This window comes from Sorangium sp. So ce834 (assembly GCF_051521425.1).
GTDB lineage: Bacteria > Myxococcota_A > Polyangia > Polyangiales > Polyangiaceae > Sorangium > Sorangium cellulosum_D.
Window position 1 is genome coordinate 4,080,001 of the sequence record NZ_CP150351.1, and the last position, 19,913, is coordinate 4,099,913.

The window sequence follows — 19,913 nt, forward strand, 5'->3', positions numbered from 1 at the left end:
CGGGACGCCGCGTCGCGATGCGCGGGGGCACGGTCTCCGCCATCGGCCCGCAGGAGGCGATCCTCCACGAGCTCGAGACATGGCGGGCTGGGCAGACGCCAGGGCGCACCGGCGTCGTCCCGAGCGAGGGGGGCGGGAGCACCGACCTGGAGGGGCTGAAGCTCGTCTGGACCGATCGAACCGACGTGCCCAGAGAGAGCCTGTCCGCGACCGGGGTACACCTGGCGCGCGCCGAGGGGCGGACCTCCATCTTCGCGCAGGAAGCGATGCTGTCCCTGGGACGCGCCGCCTTCTCGGTCCGAGAGGGCCGGCTGGTGCTCGCCCGAGAGCAGGCTCGTTACCAGGTGAGCGAGCTCTCGGCTGCGGCCATCGACGCCGAAGTGACGCTCCCGGAGGTCGAGCCCGAACCCCAGGTGGCGCCCGAGCGGGGTGGGAGCACCCGGCCGGCACAGATCAAGAGGGCGGCCGAACCGGTCGAGAGGGACGACACGGGCCAGAACCGCGGGCTCGCGGTGCGAGAAGCGCTCCTGCGGGCGGCCCGGATGATCGATCTGGCGCTCGGCGAGGGAGCAAAAGTCGACGTCGCAGGGGTCACCGCACGCCTCAAGCGCAGGACGGATATGCTCAACCTGGGACCGGGCAGCCTCGCCGTACGGCGCGAGGCCGGCTCCCTCGTGGTGGAGCTCTCGCCCGGCGAGGCGGCGATCTCGACCGCCGGCTCCGACGCCCAGCAGGCGCTCACCTTCCGGCTTCGCGTGCCCATCAATGACGCGAAGGAGACCCCGCAGGAGATCGTCGCCGATGTACACGGGGGGCCCATCTGGCTCTCGACCCTCGGTGTCCATGAGGGCGACATGGGGCTGTTCGACGTGGCGCGGACCTCGATCGTGAGCCGCGCGCGGGTGGTCCTGTCGGCCGATGGCCAGACGCTGGGCGTCGACGGCGAAGGGAGGCTGAAGAACCTCTCCTTGCGGAGCGCAGCCCTGGCAGACGAGCCGATCGCCGGGCTCGACCTGGCATGGCGGGCGAAGGCGAACGGCAAGCTCGACGGGTCCAAGATCGTCGCAGAGGACGCCGAGATCGACCTCGGCGCCCTGCGGCTGATCGCGCGCGGCGAGTACGAGCAAGCCGGGGCTTCGCACCGGGTCCGCGGCAGCTTCGAGGTGCCCCTCTCGGCGTGCCAGTCGATGCTGGACTCGGCGCCCAAGGGGGTCGTGGCGAAGCTCCACGGCATGAGGCTCGCCGGCTCGTTCGGGATCGAGGGGAAGCTTCGCTTCGATACCGCCAACCTGGATCGGACCTTCTCGCTGGACTGGGGCATCTCCAACACCTGCCGCGTGACCGAGATGCCGCCGGAGCTGAGCGTCGATCGCTTCAAGCGCGCGTTCCGGCGCCTGGTCTACGGACCGGGCGGCCAGCGCGTCGAGATCGAGTCCGGGCCGGGGACCGCCGAGTGGGTGCCGTACGAGGACATCTCCCGCTTCATGGAGGTCGCCGTGCTGACCACGGAGGACGGCGGCTTCCATCGGCACCACGGGTTCGACGAGGAAGCCATCAAGAACTCGATCCGCGAGAACCTCCGGAAGAGGCGGTTCGTGCGGGGGGCGAGCACCGTCAGCATGCAGCTCGCCAAGAACCTGTACCTCGAGCGGACCAAGAGCGTGGCGCGCAAGCTCCAGGAGACCCTGCTCACGATGTACCTCGAGCAGGAGCTCACCAAGGAGCAGATCATGGAGCTCTACCTGAACGTGGTGGAGTTCGGACCGCTGGTCTACGGCATCGGCGCCGCCGCGCGGCACTACTTCAACGCGTCGGCGGCGCAGCTCTCGCTCGGACAGGCGCTCTACATCGCATCGATCCTGCCCAACCCGAGCGTGCAGCACTTCGACGCGACCGGGGAGGTGACGCCCGCATGGAGCGAGTACCTGCGCAAGCTCATGCAGATCGCGCGCAGGCGCAACCGGATCTCCGACGAGGAGCTCGAGAAGGGGCTGCAGGAGACCGTCGTGCGAGGCTCCCCCGCGCCCCATCTCGCGCCCCGGCAACCCGCCGGAGACGGCGGCGAAGCCATCGAGGACCGACCCGAGGAGCAGGGAGGCGCCTGGACGGCGCCCTGACCCGCGCCCGCGCGGCCCTCGTCCGGCGCCCTCGTGGCCTTCGCCGTCAACCCGCACCACGACCTGCGCCCGCGCGCGCTCTGGCGGGCCCCACCGCCGAGCCGCTGCATCCGACCCGCGCCCCCGCGGGCCTCGCCGTCAGCGCCGCTGCGCGGCGGTCCGGAGCTTGGCGAAGAACGCGCGAAGCAGGGCAGCGCACTCGTCCGCGAGCACACCCGACGTGACCGCGAAGCGATGGTTGAGCCGGGTGTCGCGCCCGATCGCAAAGAGCGTGTCGACCGCCCCTGCCTTCGGATCCGGACAACCGTAGACGAGCCGCGCAATCCGGGCGTTGACGAGCGCGCCCGCGCACATGGGACACGGCTCCAGCGTCGCGTACACCGTCGCCCCTTCGAGCCGCCACCGGCCCAGCTGCCTCGCCGCCGCCCGCAGCGCGTCGACCTCGGCGTGTCCGGTCGGATCTTGATCGAGCTCGCGCCGGTTTCGGCCCCGCGCCAGCACGACCCCCGCCGCATCGACGATGAGCGCTCCGACCGGCACATCGCCAGCGGCGGCTGCGGCCTCGGCCTCGCCGAGCGCCTCGCGCATCCGCATCACGTCGATGCCAGCAGCATCCTCGACGCCGGTATCCTCCGGTCGCGACACGGCGGAGAGGAGCACCTCGGCTCCGTCATCCATGTGGGTCTCTGGATCTGTCACACAACCGATCAGGCGCGCCCAGGAAGATTCGAACTTCCGACCCCCGGCTTCGTAGGCCGATGCTCTATCCAGCTGAGCTATGGGCGCTCTGTAAAGACAAGCAGCAAGACGTGGCTACGCCACCGCGCTCCTCGCGTCGCACTCGTTCGTGCGAAGTGAGTGCCGGCGTTTATACGCCCCGGAGCGACCTGTCAAAGGAAAAGTGATCGCGCTCGAGGTCGCTCGCTCAAGGGCGCGGCTTTCACGGGCAAACGCCGCTCGATCCTCGTTGCCCCCTCCGGTCGATTGGCTCCCGTACACGGCTGAGCCCGCCTCGCGGCCGTCGCACCGCCGTACGAACGAGACGACCGAGCGAGCGAGCCACGCAGCGACGTGGTCGGCCACGCGCGGAGTCGACCGCCGGGGCAGCCGGTCGTAGGACAAAAACATGGCGCGCGGCGATTCCGTCACGGAATGGCCGCGCGCTCTCACACGCTCTCGAAAACAAGCGAAGCTCTGAAGCGCACCACGAGGCGAGCAGGCCAAGCAGACAGGACAGCAAAAGACGTAAGCCAAGCAGCAGCTGCGCGACAGACGAGGCGAAGTCGCACCAGCTGGACGACCAAGCGCAAGCTAACGAGGCCCGTCAGGAGGGAGGAGGACCGCGACACGCTGCAGCCCACAGCGAAGAACACGGTCAATTCCGCCTAGAGCAGCCTCCGTGCCATTGCGCGGCGTCGACCCCGGCAGGCCCTCGGAGAGGAACGCCCCGGCGGAATATTCAGGTTTCTAAGCCGTTTCCTCGATGCTCACGGAGCCCCGCACCACCAGGGCTCGGGCAGCGGTGTCGCGCCGGGGGACGTGGCCCGCAATCTTTGCGGAGTTGAGCCACTCGTCGACGAAGCGGTTTGATGCGACGCGCTATCGCGGGCCTCCGAAGAGGTGGTCGTGCGGGGCGTCCGCGTGGCAACGTTTGCAGAGAGATAAGGCGCCGCGGTGGGTAGACGTGCCCTGCGGCGTGAGGACGAGGTACTCCCAGTCGCCGCCGTCAGGGTCGTAGCCGGCCGAGCGCTTCACCATGGCGAGCAGCGCCACCGGCTCCGGCGAGCCCGCCGGGTAGTGGAGCTCGACCAAGGCCGCGCCCGGCGGGAGCGCGCGAGCCGGGCCGAGCGCCGGGTAGGGAGCCGCGGCCGCGTTGATACGCACCTCCGCCTCCATCTCGCCGGTGAAATGCTGGGAGCGAGCCCGCCCCGTGGCCGGCGTGAAGCTCGCGAGCTGCCCGACGAGCTCCCAGGCCGACGGCTCCGCGGGCGCACGCGCAGCGGGCGCACGCGCAGCGGGAGCAACGGCCGATGCGCGCGGCTCGGCGACGGGGCTGGAGCCGCGCTCGATCCACGCGGTTGCCTCCTCGTGGGGCGTCCGGGAGCGCGACGGCGCACAGCCGAGGGGCAAGAGCGCCCACCCGGGACGGGACTGCGCCTCCATCGAGAGGATCGGCGAGGCCAGGGTCGCCACAGCGAGCGCGCACCACGCAGGGAGGCGGGGTCGGGACCGCACCGGTCGAGATGCTACACTGCCAGGATGCACCTGGCCTCTTCCAGGCGAGGCCGCGCATGGCGCGCCCTCTTCGCTGCGACGCTGGTGGCGCTGTCAGGCGCTGCGCTGATGGGAGGGGCCTCACAGGCGGTCGCCCAGGAAGCGTCTCGCCGCGCCTGGCTGGGCGTGGAGCTGGCGCCCGGACCGGCCGGAGGGGTCGTCGCGAAGCACGTCGTCACCAGCTCGCCGGCGGCCAAGGCGGGCATCGTGGACGGGGACCAGGTCGTCGCGGCGGATGGCGTGCCGCTCGAAGATCCGAAGCAGCTGGTCGCCCGCGTCGCGCTCGCGGGGCCGGGTAACGTGGTGAACCTCCGGATCCGACGCGGCGGGCAGGAGCGAGAGGTCGCGCCGACGCTGGTACCGTTCCCGGGGCACGATCAGATCCTTCGCCTCGACAAGATCGGCACCTTCGCGCCCGGCTGGAAGCCGCTCGCCACCGTGGCGGGGACCGTTCCGGCGAACATCGGGGCGCTGCGCGGAAACGTGGTGCTCCTCGATTTCTGGGCCACCTGGTGCGGGCCGTGCCGCCTGATGGCCCCGCAGCTCTCGAAGTGGCACACGACGTACGCCGCGCAGGGGCTGCAGGTCATCGGCCTGACGACCGACAGCGTGGGCGTCGCGACGAAGACGGCGCAGGCCCTGTCCATGCGCTACGCGGTCGCCTCGGACGACTCGGAGTCGACCTCCGCGGCCTACGGCGTCAAGGCGCTCCCCACGATGTTCGTGATCGACAAGAAGGGCGTCATCCGCGACGTGGTGGTCGGGTACGACCCATCCCGGCACGCCCAGGTCGAGAAGCTCCTCCAGGCGCTGCTCGCAGAGCCCGCGCCGGCGCCGTAGCCGCCGCGGGCCGCGGGCGATCGGCAAGGCCCTCCATGCTCCTCTCCATCGACGAATTCCTGTGGGCGCTGCGGCGCGACGGCTTCGCGGTGTCGACGGCGCAGGCCATCGAGGCCGCGCGCGCGTGCGTCCTCGTCGGGTTCGGCGACCGCGCGAGGCTGCGGGACGCTATCGGCGCGGTGGTCGTCGAGCGCGCCGCCGATCTCTGCCGGTACCGCGCCTGCTTCGACCGCTTCTTCTCCCCGGAGGGCGCGCACGTCGGCGATCTGTGGGCGCGCCTCCGGGAGCGAGGGTTCTCGGAGGGGGAGCTCTCCGCCCTCCGCGATCTGCTGACCGCGGCGGCGGAGCGGAGCGGCGCGTCCGGCGACGCGCTCGGCTTCCAGGCGCTCGCAGGGACCGCAGGGGAGCTCGACCAGGCGCTCCGGTCGGCGGGGATCGCGCGCGTGCTCGCGCCGATGACGAGCTCGCTCCAGGTCGGGTTCTTCGCGCAGCGGGTGATGGATCAGCTCGGGGTGCCCGCCGTCGCCAGCGCGCTGCGGCGGATCCGGAGCGCGCTCGAGGAAGCGCTCGGCGAGGACCGGGGGAAGGCCCTCGCCGACGCGCTCGCCGCCGAGATGGAGCGGATGCGGCACCGCGTGCGCGAGCACGTGACGCTGGCGCTCCGGCGCCTCGAGGGCGAGGAGCCCGCGGCCCCCGGCCGCATGGACGTGCCGTTCGCCTCGCTCGGCGAAGGCGAGATGGACGAGGTGCGCCGCGCCGTGCGGGCGCTGTCCGAGCGGCTCCGCGGCGCCGAGAGGCTCCGGAGGCGCCGCGCGCGGCGCGGCAGGATCGATCCGCACCGGACGCTGCGGCGCAGCCTTCAGACCGGCGGCGTCCCCTTCCAGCCCGCCCGGCGGGCGCGCCGGCGCGACAAGCCGCGCCTCATGGTGCTGTGCGACGTGTCGGATTCGGTCCGCGTCGCCGCGCGGTTCATGCTCGAGTTCGTCTGCGCGGCGCAGGAGCTCTTCGACCGGACGCGCTCGTTCGTCTTCGTGAGCGAGCTCGCCGAGACGACCGAGCTCTTCGCGGCGATGCCGGTGGGCGCGGCGCTCGAGCGCATCCAGCGCGGCGAGGTGGTGAGCCGGGCGCACAACTCGAACTACGGGCGCGTCCTCCGCGCCTTCGAGGAGCGGTACGGGCGGGACGTGGACCGGCGGGTGACCCTCGTGATCCTCGGCGACGGGCGCACGAACTACTTTGCGGACGAGGCGGAGGTCGTCCGGAGGCTCCGCGACCGGGCGCGGGCGCTGCTCTGGGTTTGCCCCGAGGGACCCGCCGCCTGGGGGACGGGGGACAGCGCGATGCTGCGCTACGCCGCGGCGTCGACCAAGGTGCTGGTCGCCCGGACCGCGCGGGAGCTCGAAACGGCGGCGCGGGAGGTGGTCGCCCGGCGCGCTTAGGGCTATGGGTCGCGCCATGTCGCTCGATCAGAAGCTGAGGGAGCTCACGGCGCGCATCGAGAAGGGGGGCGCGCAGAAATACCACGACAAGAACGCGGAGCAGGGCAAGCTGTTCGCGCGGCAGCGCGTCGCGCTGCTCCTCGATGAAGGGAGCTTCATCGAGGACGCGGCGCTCGCCAACGCGCTGGATCCCGAGCTGCCCGCCGACGGCGTCATCACGGGCAGCGGGACCGTGGCCGGGCGCCCGGTGTGCGTGATGGCGAACGACTCGACGGTGAAGGCCGGCTCGTGGGGGCGCCGCACCGTCGAGAAGATCCTGCGCGTGCAGGAGACCGCGCGGCGCCTCCGCTGCCCGCTGCTCTACCTCGTCGACTCGGCGGGGGCGCGGATCACCGACCAGATCGAGATGTTCCCCGGGAGGCGCGGCGCGGGCCGGATCTTCTACAACCAGGTCGAGCTGAGCGGCCTGGTGCCGCAGATCTGCCTGCTGTTCGGCCCGTCGGCGGCGGGGGGCGCGTACATCCCGGCGTTCTGCGACGTCGTGTGCATGGTCGAGAGCAACGCGAGCATGTACCTGGGCTCGCCGCGCATGGCGGAGATGGTGATCGGCGAGAAGGTCACGCTCGAAGAGCTCGGCGGCGCGCGCATGCACTGCTCGGTCTCGGGGTGCGGGGACGTGCTCGTGAAGACCGAGGAGGAGGCGATCGCGTTCGCGAAGCGCTACCTCGCGCTGATGCCCCAGAGCTCCGCGGAGGCCCCGCCCCGCGTCGAGCCGAGGCCGGAGAAGCCAGGGCAACGGCCGCTCGAGGACGTGATCCCCGCGGACGAGAACAAGCCGTTCGACATCATGGCCGTGATCGACGCGGTCATCGACGAGGGCAGCTTCGTCGAGATCAAGAAGCTGTACGCGAGGGAGATCGTCACGGGGCTCGCGCGCATCGAGGGGCGGGCGGTCGGGATCGTCGCGAACCAGCCGAAGTACAAGGGCGGCGTGCTGTTCGTGGACTCGGCCGACAAGGCGGCGCGGTTCATCTGGCTGTGCGACGCCTTCAACATCCCGCTCCTGTACCTCGCCGACGTGCCCGGCTTCATGATCGGGACCGTCGTCGAGCGGCAGGGGATCATCCGGGCCGGCGCGAAGATGATCGCCGCGGTGAGCGAGGCGACCGTGCCGAAGCTGTCCGTCGTCGTGCGCAAGGCGTACGGCGCCGGGCTCTACGCGATGTGCGGGCCGGCGTTCGCGCCGGACGAGTGCATCGCGCTGCCCTCGGCGTCCATCGCGGTGATGGGGCCGAGCGCGGCGGTGAACGCCGTTTACTTCAACAAGATCCAGGCGATACCGGCGGGGCCGGAGCGCGACGCGCTCGTCCAGAAGCTGCGCGACGAGTACCGCGCGGACGTCGACCTGGAGAAGCTCGCGAGCGAGCTCGTGATCGACGCGGTCGTGCCGGCGGCGAACCTCCGCCGCGAGGTGGCGCGCCGCTTCGAGCGGTACGCCGGCAAGGTCGAAGAGCGGCCGCGCAAGAAGCACCTCGTCCCGCCGGTGTGAGCGGCGCGCCGGCAGGCGCGCGGCGCGCGGCTCGCCGCGGCGTCAGCGAGGGCGCGCCGCGAGGGCCGCGCGCTCCGCTGGGCCGGCCGCGCGCGAAGGTGGTGTAGACTCGCCGCGTGCTCGCCCGCAGGCTCCCGCTCTCCCTCGCGCTGCTCGGCCTCGCTCTCGCGGCAGGCGAAGCGCGCGCCGACGTCCCGGCCCCGGCGGTGGCGCGCCTGCTCAGCCCGCGCCTCGGGCGGCACCCGCTCGCCGATCCGGGCGGGCGCATCCCGGTGCTGGTGCCGCTGCCCGCCGGCGCCGACGCGCGGTCGCTCGGCCTGCTCCCGGTCGCGCCGGGCTTCGGGACCGTCCGGCTCGCGCCCGGCGATGTCGGCGTCTTCGCCGACGCGCACCCGGAGCTCTCGCTGTTCACAGGACCGCCGCGGCAGCCCCAGCTCGATCGGTCCAAGGTGTGGATCCGCGTCGACCCCTACCGGAAGGCCACCGGGGCGGACGGCACCGGGGTGATCGTCGGCATCGTCGATACCGGCATCGACGTGGCCCACCCGGATTTCCGGCGCAAGGACGGCAAGACGCGGATCAGATGGTTGCTTCAGGCGGGGAGGCCCAAAGGGCTGCACGCGCAGCTCGAGGAGGACTACGGGTGCGATGACCCGAACCAGTCGCGGTGCGCGATCCTCTCCGACGCCGATCTCGACGCCATGCTCGAGAGCGGGGATCTGCGCGTTGTCCGCGACATCGCGGGGCACGGCACGCACGTGGCTTCCATCGCGGCGGGCAACGGCGGGCCGATGGTCACGGCGCGGCCGCGGTACGTCGGGGTGGCGCCGGCCGCGACCCTGATCGTCGCCGCGCCCTCGCTGCCCGGGGAGGGCTTCGAGGATCCGGACATCCTCAAGGCGGTGCGGTTCATCTTCGATCGCGCCGAGGAGCTCGGCATGCCGGCGGTCGTCAACCTGAGCGTCGGGAGCGATTTCGGGCCTCACGACGGGACGAGCCCGCTCGAGGCAGGGCTCGCCGCGATGGTCGGCGACAATCACCCGGGACGCGCGATCGTCGTCGCCGCCGGCAACAGCGGCGCGCTCTACGAGATCGACGGCGAAGGACCGATGGGGATCCACACCGAGGCGCACGTCTCGCCGTACGCCGACACGCGCGTGCCCATCCGCACGCCGAGGGCGTCGACCGGGGAGGGATACGTCTGGATCACGTTCCGACCCGGGGACGAGGTGTCGGTCGGCCTCGAGGGGCCGGGCGGCGAGACGTGGATCGGCCTGATCGAGCCCGGGGAGAGCGCCGGCTACACCGCCGACGACGGCGAGACCACGGGCGCCGTGATCAACCGGATCGCGAACGGGAAGCCCATCGACGCGAACACGAACAGCGCCGTCGTGGCCTTCAGCGGGGCATGGGAGGCGGGCGAGTTCGCGATCCACCTGAAAGGCCGCGGGGACGCGCAGCTCTGGGTGACGGGGCTCGGCGACGTCTCGGCGTCGCACGACCTCGGGCTCCAGTTCACGCGTGGCATCAAGCAGGGGACGATCAACGTGCCCGCCAGCCACCCCGGCCTGCTCGCCGTGGGATGCACCATCAACCGCGTCCGCTGGCAGCCGCAGGGGAGCTCGACGAGCATTCGCCTCATGAGCCTCGACGGTGAGACGATCCAGGAGGACAGCGCCTGCTACTTCAGCGCGGCCGGCCCCACGCCGTTCGGGGTGGCCAAGCCCGAGATCAGCGCGCCCGGCGGCCTGGTCGCGGCCGCGATGGGGAGCGGGGTCGACCCGCGCAATGGCCCCGGAGGGCTGTTCGACACGCCCGGGTGCCCCGACGACCAACCCTGCTTCGTCGTCGACGACTACCACGCGATCGCGTCGGGCTCGTCGATGTCGGCCCCGCAGGTCGCAGGCGCCATCGCGCTGCTCTTCCAGGTCAACCCGAACCTGACCCAGGCAGAGGTCACCGAGGCGCTCCAGGCGGGCGCGCGGTACCCGAGGGGCGCCGTGCCGCTCGAGGCGCAGCTCGGGCCCGGCGTGCTCGATCTCGAGGGCACGCGACTGGCGCTGGAGGCCGCCGAGGCCGGGGACAACACGCCGGCGCTCGACAGGAGCTGGTACGTGCTGTCGAGCACCTACGCGAGGCCCGACCCGTCCTGGCCCGTCTGGGGGACGATCGAGCTGCGACGCGCGGACGGGGCCCCGGTGAGGGTCGCCGCCGACAAGCTCACGGTCGCGCTCCAAGGCGGGGCGATGCACGCGCCGCTCACGGAGGTGCGCCGTGGGCTGTGGCGGTTCGCGGTCGCAGCGCCGCGCGGCTCCGGCGGCGCCACGCTGGCCGTCGACGTGCTCTACGACGGCGTCTCGCTCGGCGCGCGCGAGCTCCCGGTCGGGAGCGACGTGTGGATGGCGAACGGCGAGCTCGAGGTGACGAGCGGCGCGTGCACCTGCGCGGCCGCCGGCGCTGACCGGGAGGGGCCGGCGAGCCGCGTCGCCGTCGGGCTCGCGGGCGCCCTGGCCGCCGCGCTCGCGGCGCGCCGACGGCGCCGCGGCTGAGCGCCCGCCACCCGCGGGGCTCGGCGTCGCGCCCGGAGGCCCGCGCCCCGGCTGCCGTCCGGCGCGGCCCATGTCACCGTGGCCGGGCGGCACGACAGGGCAGACCACGACGACGATGGATCAGAGACCATGGAGAGACGGGTGAGCGCAGATCGGCCTTCCACGGAAGAGGCGGACGCGGGGCGCGCGCCCGCGCCGAGGCCGCTCCGGTTCGCGGCGCGCACGGGGTGGGATCTTTCGGAGAACCGGCTCGCGTCCGTCCTCGTCGAGGCCCGCCGGGCAGGGCGCTCGCTCGTCGACTTCACCGAGTCGAACCCGACGCGCTGCGGGATCGTCGAGACGGCGCCGCTCATCGCGCGCCTGGGCGAGCCGCGCGGCTCCACGTACGCGCCGCTGCCGCTCGGCGACCCCGCCGCGCGCGCCGCGGTGGCGCGGTACTACAGCGAGCGCGGGATCGACGTGGATCCGGCGGGCGTCGTGCTGACGGCGAGCACCAGCGAGGCGTACGGCTGGCTGCTCAAGCTGCTCGCCGAGCGCGGCGACGACGTGCTCGTCCCGGTGCCGTCGTACCCGCTCCTCGAGTACCTCGCCTGCCTGGAGGACGTCGCGCTCACGCCGTACCCGCTCCTCAAGGAGGAGGGGTGGCGCATCGACCTCGGCGCGCTGGAGCGCGCCGCCGGCGAGCGGACGCGCGCGGTGGTGCTCGTCCACCCGAACAACCCGACCGGCTCCTTCGTGCGCCGCGACGACGCCGCGGCGCTCGAGGCGTGCGCCCGGGAGCGCGGCCTCGCGCTGATCGTCGACGAGGTCTTCGGCGACTACGCGCACGGAGACCTCGCCCCGGACCGCCTGCCGAGCTTCGCCGGCCGGCGGCAGGCGCTGACCTTCGTGCTGAGCGGGCTGTCCAAGGTGATGGCCTTGCCGCAGCTCAAGCTCGGCTGGATCGCGGTCTCGGGGCCGCCGGAGCTCGCCGCCGCGGCGGTGGAGCGGCTCGAGATCATCGCCGATACCTACCTCTCGGTCGGCACCCCGGTGCAGCTCGCGCTGCCGGAGATCCTCGCCGCGCGGGCGCCCGTCCAGCGCGCGATCCTGTCGCGCGTGCAGGCGAACCTGGCGGCGCTCGACGCGGCGATCGCGGCGCGCGCCGGGGGCGCGGTCCGGCGGCTGCCGATCGACGGCGGGTGGTACGCGACGCTGGAGGTCCCGCGCGTGCACGACGAGGACGGCTGGGTCGAGCTGCTCGTGCGCGACGAGGGGATCATCGTCCACCCCGGCTACTTCTTCGACATGCCGCGCGACGGCTTCCTCGTGGTCGGACTGCTGCTCGAGCCGGAGGTGTTCGCGGAGGCCGCGCCGCGGCTCGTGGACCGGATGGCGCGCGCGATCAGCGGTGAATGAGGACGACCGTGGAGCGGCCGGCGTCGCGAGAGGCCCGCAGGCCGTGCCACCCGTCCGGGACCGGCGGGTCGGTCCAGGCGAACATCTGCTTCGCGTCGATGGGGGAGAGGTTGACGCAGCCGCCGCTCTTCAGCTCGCCCCAGGCGTCGTGCCAGTACGCGCCGTGCAGCGCGTGGGGGCCGTGGAAGTTCTGCACGAACTGCACCTCGGAGTGGACGATGCTGTCGTTCGAGCTCGACACCATCGTCGCCGTCACGAACTTCCCGTCGATGCGGAAGCGCCCCGTCGGCGTCGCCGCGGTCTCGATGGCGGGGATGCCCTTCCGCGGGACGCCGCCGCGCCCCGGCGAGATCAGCGTGGCGAACACCGGGGTGAGCTCTTCGTAGGCGACGAACCAGCCGCCGAGCACGCTGATCTCGATCCACTTGCGCGGCGGCGACGAGGGATCGTTCTCGCCCTCGAGCGGCGAGCGCTTCGCCGCCTCGATCACCACGGCGTCGTCGGCGAGCACGTAGACCCCCGGATCCTGCGTCTCGAGGAACCGCGCGCCGTCCTCGACCTCGGCGCGGCCCGTGAGCCCGACCGAGGCGAGCCGCGCGAACGACGCGCCCGTGGGCTCGAAGCGGCCGCCGGCGCCCCGCTGGTACTTCGGCCGATCGGTCTTGCGGAAGAACGCGAGCGGGAGCGAACGCCCGTCCTTCAGCCACACGCCCTGGAAGCTCGAGCGCGGGTAGGGCTTCAGCCGATCTTTCGGCATGTACGTCTGGTCCGAGGTCACGACCCAGGTCCGGTCCTGCGCGTCGAACGCCCGGGTGAACGCCACCGTCGAGCCGTTCACGATCCGGTCGCGCGCCTCGCGCACGAGGTCGCCGAAGGGAAACAGCGCCGGGGCGGCGACGCCCGCGGGCTTCAGATCGACGCCCACGAGCGCCTCGTCGATCTCCCGGAGGGCTTCGTCGCTCAACCCCTCGGCGGCGCGCACCTTCGCGACGCTCGCGAGGTGCGCCTCGAGGTCCCACTCGGAGCGCCGCTGCTCCTTCGCGGTCGGGAGCCGCGGGTAGCGCGGCGCGCCGGTCGACTCCGCGTAGTCGTAGGGCCACGGCGAGTCGATCTTGGGCGCGTGCGGCCGCAACGCGACCACGACCGGGTCGCTCGGGTCGACCGTGGCGCTGGCGCCGGCGCAGATGTAGCCCCGCGGCTCGACGGCGTACCACGCGTCGCAGCCCTCCCCCGGCGTCCGCGCGGCCTCGACGCTGCCGCCGCGGAGCGCGACGGACCCGCCGAGGCCCAGGTAACCGCTCCAGCCCCGCGTCGGGTACGGGCCGGGGTTGATCCAGGCAAACCGCGCCTTCGAATAGATGCGCGCGCCCTCCTTCGCCGCGCTCGCCGGCGTCGCTTCGTCCTCCTCCTGGACCGGGGCCGGCGCGTTCGCGACGTGCGCCGCCTCGACGACCGCGGCGCGCGGCGCGTCGACCTCGACGGTCGCGGCGCGCGGCGCGTCGACCTCGACGGTCGCGGCGCGCGGCGCGTCGGCTTCGGCGGGGGCGCGGCGCGCGTCGGCTTCGGCAGGGACGCGCGGCACATCGGCCTCGAGCGAGGCCGGCGTCGCCGCGGCGGGGCTCTCTTCCGAGCAAGCGGCGGCGCCCCCCGACGCGATCGCGCACGTCAGGGCCGCGAGGAGCAAGGAGGACGGTGAGCTAGCCATGCAAGCCGGAGAGACTACTTGCCGGAAGCCACCGCGGACAAGCCAGCGGCGCCCGCCCGTCCCGCGAGAACCGCCCTACAGCCTGCCGAGCACGGCCACCACGAGCAGGATCACCCCGACGAACGCCGCGGTGAGCATCATCAGCCTCATCAGCCGCGGCTTCAGCCACTTCCACAGGACGAGGCGAGCCACCTTCCACAAGAGCGCCAGGATCTGCCAGAGGACCTTGCCCACGACCGGAGCGTAGCGCAGTCCCGCGGGGCGCGCCCCCAGCAAGGGCGGGAGATTTCGCGCCCGGTGGACAACGCCAGCGACCGTCCTCCACGCCCTACCGAGCCGGGACCCGGCGGCTTTCGGCGCGCCAGCCGGCGCCGGCACGGCGTGCGAGCAGCCGGCAGCGAGCGGCGTCAGTCGATGTCGACGCTCACCTTCGACGCGTAGCTGCCGGGGGAGGGGAAGGTGATCTCGCGGAGCGCGCCGGCGACACACTCGGCCGCCTCCTCGCCCCGTTCGTCGGCGCTGGAGACGCCCACGCTGAGCGGCCTGCCGTCGGTGTCGATGTAGAGCGTCGCCTTGAGCTGGGCGCCGCCCGCCTGGCTCCGGCACGACGCGAGCGCCGGCCGCGCCTTCTTGTACGGCGTCCCGAGCTGGTCGGGCGTCCACGGCACCGGCGGGCGCTCGTCGCTGCTCGGCTCGAAGGTGAAGCTGTTCTCCGCCAGGCCTTCTCCGCCGACGGGCTTCGGCCACTTCGTCGCCTTCAGGACCTTGAGCATGCACGCCTCGGTCTCGCGATCGCCGAGGGTCGAGTCCTTCACGAACGCCCAGCGCGCCGTGCCCTCCTCGGTCACCCGGACCTTGAAGCGGATCTCGCCGCCGAGATAGGGGATCCGCTCGACGCCCTTCTGGTAGCAGCGCGAGAGCCGCAGAGAGGCGCGCTCGAACGCCGCCTGCACCTTCTCCTCGTTCATGCCGCCGATCTCGGACCGCGAGCTCATCGTCGGACGCGACGTCTCGACAGGCTCGGCGTCGCGCATCACCGGCGCCGCAGGCGTGGGCTCGGCGCCGCCGCAGCCCGGGAGGGCCGCGAACGCCGAGACAGCAACGAGGGTGACCGTGCCCCTGAGCAAGACAAAGAATTTCATGATCCGGCGAGGACTCTATACGAGCCACGTCTCCGGCGAAAAGAGGGCGGTGAGGGGCGATCGCGCCTCCAGTGCATGTGAGAGATTCTACGCCAACGCGAACGTCGACGCGCCGCTCCGGACCCGCGTGCGCTCCGAGAGAAGGCGCCCGTAACGCACACGGTAGAACCGCAGCGGAGAAGGTCCGTCCACGAGCGCCTGCGCGCAGAAGATGCGAGGGGGCGCGCCGGAGCGCACGGGCGCGTCGTGTTCCCGGTGCGTGTGGCCGTGGATCACGTGGAGGTGATCGTGCTCGTGGAGCAGCGCCATGAGCTCGGAGCTGTTGATGAGGCCGTCCAGCCACTGCATCGCGCCGATCGGGTGCGGGAGCGGCGGGTGGTGCTGGGCGAGCACGAGCGCGTCGCCCGAGCGGCGCGTCTCGGCGGCGAGCGCGGCGACGCGCGCGAGCTCGCGGTCCGCGATCGCCCCCGCCGAGCGGGGCACCGGCTGCATCATGGCCGTCGATACCGCCGTGACGGCGGCCCCCGGGAGGGCGACCACCGCCCCTCGCCCGCTGGTGGCCGCGAAGGGGCGGAGACAGCCTTCCAGGGCGCGCTCCCACGCGTCGCCCCCGCCATACGCGTCGTGGTTGCCAGGCACCAGCGTGACGCGGGCCGGGTCCCAGCCGCTCTCCGAGAGCACCGCGGCGAGCACCTCGAACTGGGCAGGCGTCCCGTCTTCGGTGAGGTCGCCGGTGAGCACCAGGTGGTCCGCCCCGCTCCGCCACGCCTCGGCGAGCGCGGCGAGCGCGCGGCGGCGGCGCTGCGCGGCGTCGATGGGGCGGCCGAAGCTCAGATAACGAAGCCGCCACCGCTCGGCGCCGCGGCGGCGGTCGTGATCCGCCTCGAGGAGATGAAAGTCCGTGAGGTGAGCGATCGTCGCCATCGACGCGATCGTGAGGTCCGACCGACGTCGTTCCGGCGACATCGACGCAAGCTCTCGGCGACGCCATCCGCCGCGGCGCGGGGCGCCCCGGAGCGCGCCCGGCGATCGCGGCGGCCTCGCAGGCGAGGCGCGCCGCAGGCGCAGCCGATGAGGGGCGCCGTGACGGTCCCGAAGCCCGCGCGCGACGCGGTTGTGACAGGGGCAGGCGGAGCTCTACCATCGGCCGCCATGCGCGGCGCCGCCACCATCTCGGACGTGCTCGTGCGGATCGCGTCGTCGGGCGCCATCGGCATCGGGATCGCCGCCGCGCTGCTCCTCGCGCTGCGGCTGCTGATGCCGCCTGCCCAGCGCGGGAAGCTGCGCCTGCCGGTCGCGCTGCTCGTCCTCCACGTGGCGGCGCTGCTCGCCCGGATCCCGCTCGATCCGGCGTCGTCGCTTCGCGTGACGCTCTCGGTCGTCGCGCTCTTCCTGCTCCTGACCGCGCTCGGTCGCGCCGCCTTCCTCCTCGTCGTCGACCTGATCCTCGGCGTGCGCCTCGGGCGGCCGCTCTCCAGGATCATCCACGACATCATCCAGGGGCTCGTCTACGCGGGCGTCGCGCTCATCACGCTCCGCGCGGCCGGGGTCGAGCCGGGATCGCTGCTCACCACCTCGGCGCTGCTCACCGCGGTGATCGGCCTCTCGCTCCAGGAGACGCTCGGGAACCTGTTCGCCGGGCTCGCGATCCAGGCGCAGCGGCCGTTCGAGGTGGGGGACTGGATCCAGATCGACCCGGATCCGAGGCTCATCGGCCGGGTCATCGAGATCAACTGGCGCGCGACCACGGTCCTCACGAACGATCAGATCGAGCTCACGATCCCGAACGGCACGCTCGCGAAGAGCACGATCCGGAACTTCACGAAGCCCACCGCCATCGCGCGGCGCACGATCGAGGTGCGGGGCCCCTACGAGGTGTCGCCGCGGCTCGTGGAGCAGGCGCTGCTCGGCGCCGTGGCCTCGGCGCCCGGGGTGCTGCTCGCGCCGCCGCCGTTCGTGCTCGCCGCGAGGTTCGACGAGAGCAGCATCGGTTATCAGGTCTGCTTCTTCATCGAAGACTTCGCCCGCCGCGATCGCGTCGACTCGGACGTTCGTCAGCGGATCTGGTACGCGTTCCACCGCGAGGGCATCGCGGTCCCGTTCCCCACCCGCGTCGTCCGGATGGCCGAGGCGCCGTCCGAGTCGCAGGCGCGCAGCGAGGCCGACGAGCGGCAGCGCCGCCTGCAGTCGCTGCGCGTCGTCGACTTCCTCGCCGCGCTCCCCCCGCCGCTCCTCGACCGGCTCGCGACGCTGTCGAAGACGTGCAGCTACATGACCGGAGAGATCGTGATCCGGCAGGGGGCCGCTGGGCACGAGCTCTTCATCGTGCAGTCGGGCGAGGTCTCGGTCGTCGTGGGGCGCGAGGGCGGCAGCACGGCCGAGGTGGCGCGCCTCGGCCCGGGCAAGTTCTTCGGCGAGATGTCGCTGATGACCGGGGAGCCGCGCAGCGCGACCATCCAGGCGGTGAGCGATTGCGAGCTCGTGAAGGTCGACAAGGAGGCCTTCCAGGAGATCCTCGCGGCGGCGCCCGGCATTGCCGAGAAGATCACGGAGGTGCTGGCCGCGCGGCAGTCGGCGCTCGACGAGAGCGTGTCGGTGCGCCGCGCCCGCGCCGGCGCCGAGGAGGCCAAGACGACCGCGCTCCTCGAGAAAATTCGTCAGTTCTTCTCGGTGTAGCTACACGGCGGGGGGCGCGCTGCGTCCAGCGGGCGCGCGTCACGGGGCGGGCGCGGCGCTGCTCGGGACGGGGAGGGCGCCCTCGGTGACGTGATCGCTCTCCTGGTTGTCCTCGAAGGTGTTGTCCTGCGACAGCTCCGGCGCCCGCGTGCCCTGCACGACCAGGCCGAACCGGTTGCCCGTGGAGCGAGAGTGCGCGAGCGCGCCGTCGCTGTCGCCGAAGAGCAGCCCGGCGCGCGCGCAGCCCTCCACCTGCACCGAGCGCACCTGCGCCTTCGAACGGAGGACGAGGAGCCCATCGCCCAGGTCCGAAACCGACTCCATCTGCCCGCCGACGCTCAGCGTGGAGAACGTCCCGCTCTCGACCCCCTGGATGATCGTGTCTTCCACCGTGCTCGGCGCGGCGAGCAGCAGCATGCCCGCCACGCGGCTCTCCAGCACCGCCGACCGCTGGACGACGATCCGCGCCGACCCGGCGCTCAGCAGGCCGACGCCGCCGGTGCCGTCGCGCTCCTCCGGCCGCGTTCCCTCGATGAGGCTCTCCGTGAGCTCGAGCTCCGCGCCCTGGGACGCGGCGATGCCCGCAACATGGGCCCCCAGGACGATCGTCGACGCCAGCGTGGCGCGCGCGCCGTGCACCAGCACGCCAGCCGCGCGATCCCGATGGATCGGGCGCGCGCGCGTGCCCGCGACGACCACGCCCCTGGCGGAGAACGTCCCGCCCGACACGACCAGGCCCGCGTCGCCGGCCTGGCGCACGGCGCTCGACGACAGCGAGAGCGCGCCGCCCCGCTGCTCGACGGCGTACCCGAGGCGGCCCGGCTCCGCGGCGGCCGCGCCCTGGAAGAGGGTGCCGGACACCTCGACCGCCGTGCCGGCGCCCGCGACGACGAGCTGCGCGTCGCACGCGCCGGACAGCACGCTGCCCTCGAGCGTCGCGCGAGCGCCCTGCTCCACGACCACGTCGCCGGCCTCCAGCGCCCCCTCGGGGGGAGCGGCAAAGAGGGCGCGCGTCGCGGCAAGCTCCGCGGAGGCGCCCGTCACCAGCGCGCCCAGGCGGTGGTGGACGAGGGCGCTCGCGTCGAGCTGCAGCGCGCCCGATTCCAGGATCACGCCGACCGAGTCGGTCGTTGCCGCCTGCTGGTCGGTGATCTCCAGGAGGTTGCCCTCGGCGACCACCCCCTCCGCGTCGGAGGTGATGCGCAGGTGGACCGTGCCGTCGATCAACGCGCTCTCGGTGAGCCGCGCCCGCGCCCCGGACATGACCAGCACGCTCGTCCACTGATCGCCCGTGCCCTCGCCCGCCCACGACGCCTGGACCAGGCTGCGCGACAGCTCGAGGCTCGCGCCGGGGAGCGCGACCACGACGCCGCTGCCGCTCTCGCCCGTCACGCGGACGTCGCGCACCGAGACCTCCGCCGCCTGGACGAACACCCCGATGGACGGGCTGATCACGCTCACGCCGCGCACGCCGGCGCCCTCGACGTCATGAATCCAGACCGCGCTGACGTTGCCGCTCGGATCGCTCTGCTCGCCCCGGAGCACGACCCGGGAGGCGCACCGCCCGACCAGCTCGATGGGCTTCGAGATCTCGACCGGCTCGTCGTACTCGCCCTCGGCCAGGACGACTCGGCCGTCCGCCTGCACCGCCGAGAGCGCCTCCGCCAGCGTCGTGAACGGCCTGTCCCGCGACCCGTCGCCGCCCCCACCCGCGTAGCTCGGATCGACATGGATGTCGCCGGGCGCCTCGGCGACTTGGCCCCACGGCCCCGAGCCGCAGCCGTCTGGGCCGTCGATGGAGATACACCCCTTCTGCGGGACCGCGAACGTCCCTTCCGGGCACTTGGCCATCGTGGGATGACAGCCGCCGCCCTCCACGAACTCCGCTGCACACCCGGGGATCCCGACGTCGACGCAGCCCCCGTCGAACGCCGGGACGGCCCCGGGCGAGCACCGCTCGAGCGCGGGACGGCAGAACCCGTCCTCGCCGACGAAATCGCCGATACATCCCTGGACGCCCACGGAGATACACCCGCTCATGCCGCGGAGTTGCCCCGGCGCACACGGGGGCTCGCCGGCGTCGTCCCGCGGGACGTACGTAGACGGCGGGAGCTCGGTGTCCTCGCAACCGAGGAGCGACGCGGCGCACAGGCTGACAGTGAAAGAGAAGAGACACAGGAGCGCTGAGAGTCCAAGCTTCGCGCACAACACCCCATCAACGTAG

Annotated in this window: 14 protein-coding genes and 1 tRNA gene (1 of these 15 running past the window's edge); 7 read left to right on the forward strand and 8 right to left on the reverse strand. The window is 72.9% G+C overall.

From position 1 onward, the window contains the following. On the forward strand, positions 1-2,117 hold the 3' portion of the coding sequence (locus WMF20_RS14915) for a biosynthetic peptidoglycan transglycosylase (RefSeq protein ID WP_437614198.1). 250 nt of this gene lie to the left of the window's left edge; the window shows 2,117 of its 2,367 coding nt (coding positions 251-2,367); the start codon falls outside the window, past its left edge; it ends in the stop codon at positions 2,115-2,117. Positions 2,118-2,255: 138 nt separating this feature from the next. On the opposite strand, the gene WMF20_RS14920 is transcribed toward WMF20_RS14915, so the two are convergent. The 3 genes from WMF20_RS14920 to WMF20_RS14930 form a co-directional block, all read right to left on the reverse strand. Next, positions 2,256-2,795, reverse strand: a complete 540-nt coding sequence (locus WMF20_RS14920) for a nucleoside deaminase (RefSeq protein WP_437614200.1) — start codon at positions 2,793-2,795, stop codon at positions 2,256-2,258. Between the two features lie 34 nt (positions 2,796-2,829). Beyond that, positions 2,830-2,903 (reverse strand) — tRNA-Arg (locus tag WMF20_RS14925). An 813-nt stretch (positions 2,904-3,716) separates the two neighbouring features. Continuing rightward, on the reverse strand, positions 3,717-4,352 hold the full coding sequence (locus tag WMF20_RS14930) for a hypothetical protein (RefSeq protein ID WP_437614202.1): 636 nt from the start codon (positions 4,350-4,352) through the stop codon (positions 3,717-3,719). 108 nt (positions 4,353-4,460) lie between these two features. Between WMF20_RS14930 and WMF20_RS14935 the strand changes: the two genes are divergently transcribed. The 5 genes from WMF20_RS14935 to WMF20_RS14955 all read left to right on the forward strand — a co-directional run bounded on the left by WMF20_RS14935 (position 4,461) and on the right by WMF20_RS14955 (position 12,166). Beyond that, positions 4,461-5,231: a redoxin domain-containing protein gene (locus tag WMF20_RS14935; protein ID WP_437614204.1), complete on the forward strand. Its 771-nt coding sequence runs from the start codon at positions 4,461-4,463 to the stop codon at positions 5,229-5,231. 35 nt (positions 5,232-5,266) lie between these two features. After that, entirely contained in the window at positions 5,267-6,670 is a 1,404-nt protein-coding gene (locus WMF20_RS14940; RefSeq protein WP_437614206.1) for a VWA domain-containing protein, read from the forward strand. Between the two features lie 16 nt (positions 6,671-6,686). After that, positions 6,687-8,219 carry an acyl-CoA carboxylase subunit beta gene (locus WMF20_RS14945; protein ID WP_129574979.1) on the forward strand — a complete coding sequence of 511 codons (1,533 nt, stop codon included), beginning with the start codon at positions 6,687-6,689 and terminating at the stop codon, positions 8,217-8,219. Between the two features lie 116 nt (positions 8,220-8,335). Continuing rightward, positions 8,336-10,768, forward strand: coding sequence for a S8 family serine peptidase (locus WMF20_RS14950; protein WP_437614208.1), 2,433 nt, complete (start codon positions 8,336-8,338; stop codon positions 10,766-10,768). Positions 10,769-10,909: 141 nt separating this feature from the next. Next, on the forward strand, positions 10,910-12,166 hold the full coding sequence (locus WMF20_RS14955; protein ID WP_437614210.1) for a pyridoxal phosphate-dependent aminotransferase: 1,257 nt from the start codon (positions 10,910-10,912) through the stop codon (positions 12,164-12,166). On the opposite strand, the gene WMF20_RS14960 is transcribed toward WMF20_RS14955, so the two are convergent. The 4 genes from WMF20_RS14960 to WMF20_RS14975 form a co-directional block, all read right to left on the reverse strand. Beyond that, a complete protein-coding gene (locus WMF20_RS14960; protein ID WP_437614212.1) occupies positions 12,153-13,871 on the reverse strand; it encodes a L,D-transpeptidase family protein in 1,719 nt (572 codons plus the stop codon). The two genes, WMF20_RS14955 and WMF20_RS14960, sit on opposite strands and share 14 nt — an antisense overlap. Before the next feature lie 75 nt (positions 13,872-13,946). After that, positions 13,947-14,105, reverse strand: a complete 159-nt coding sequence (locus tag WMF20_RS14965) for a hypothetical protein (protein ID WP_165373982.1) — start codon at positions 14,103-14,105, stop codon at positions 13,947-13,949. Positions 14,106-14,278: 173 nt separating this feature from the next. Continuing rightward, positions 14,279-15,013: an AgmX/PglI C-terminal domain-containing protein gene (locus tag WMF20_RS14970; protein WP_437614214.1), complete on the reverse strand. Its 735-nt coding sequence runs from the start codon at positions 15,011-15,013 to the stop codon at positions 14,279-14,281. 87 nt (positions 15,014-15,100) lie between these two features. Beyond that, positions 15,101-15,937 carry a metallophosphoesterase family protein gene (locus WMF20_RS14975; protein WP_437614216.1) on the reverse strand — a complete coding sequence of 279 codons (837 nt, stop codon included), beginning with the start codon at positions 15,935-15,937 and terminating at the stop codon, positions 15,101-15,103. A 228-nt stretch (positions 15,938-16,165) separates the two neighbouring features. Here WMF20_RS14975 and WMF20_RS14980 point away from each other — a divergent pair, with 228 nt between their 5' ends. Next, on the forward strand, positions 16,166-17,689 hold the full coding sequence (locus tag WMF20_RS14980) for a cyclic nucleotide-binding domain-containing protein (RefSeq protein WP_437614218.1): 1,524 nt from the start codon (positions 16,166-16,168) through the stop codon (positions 17,687-17,689). Positions 17,690-17,728: 39 nt separating this feature from the next. Here the strand turns inward: WMF20_RS14980 and WMF20_RS14985 are convergent, their stop codons facing one another. Further along, complete coding sequence (locus WMF20_RS14985) at positions 17,729-19,729, reverse strand: DUF1565 domain-containing protein (RefSeq protein WP_437614220.1); 2,001 nt, start codon at positions 19,727-19,729, stop codon at positions 17,729-17,731. Positions 19,730-19,913: the final 184 nt, after the last annotated feature.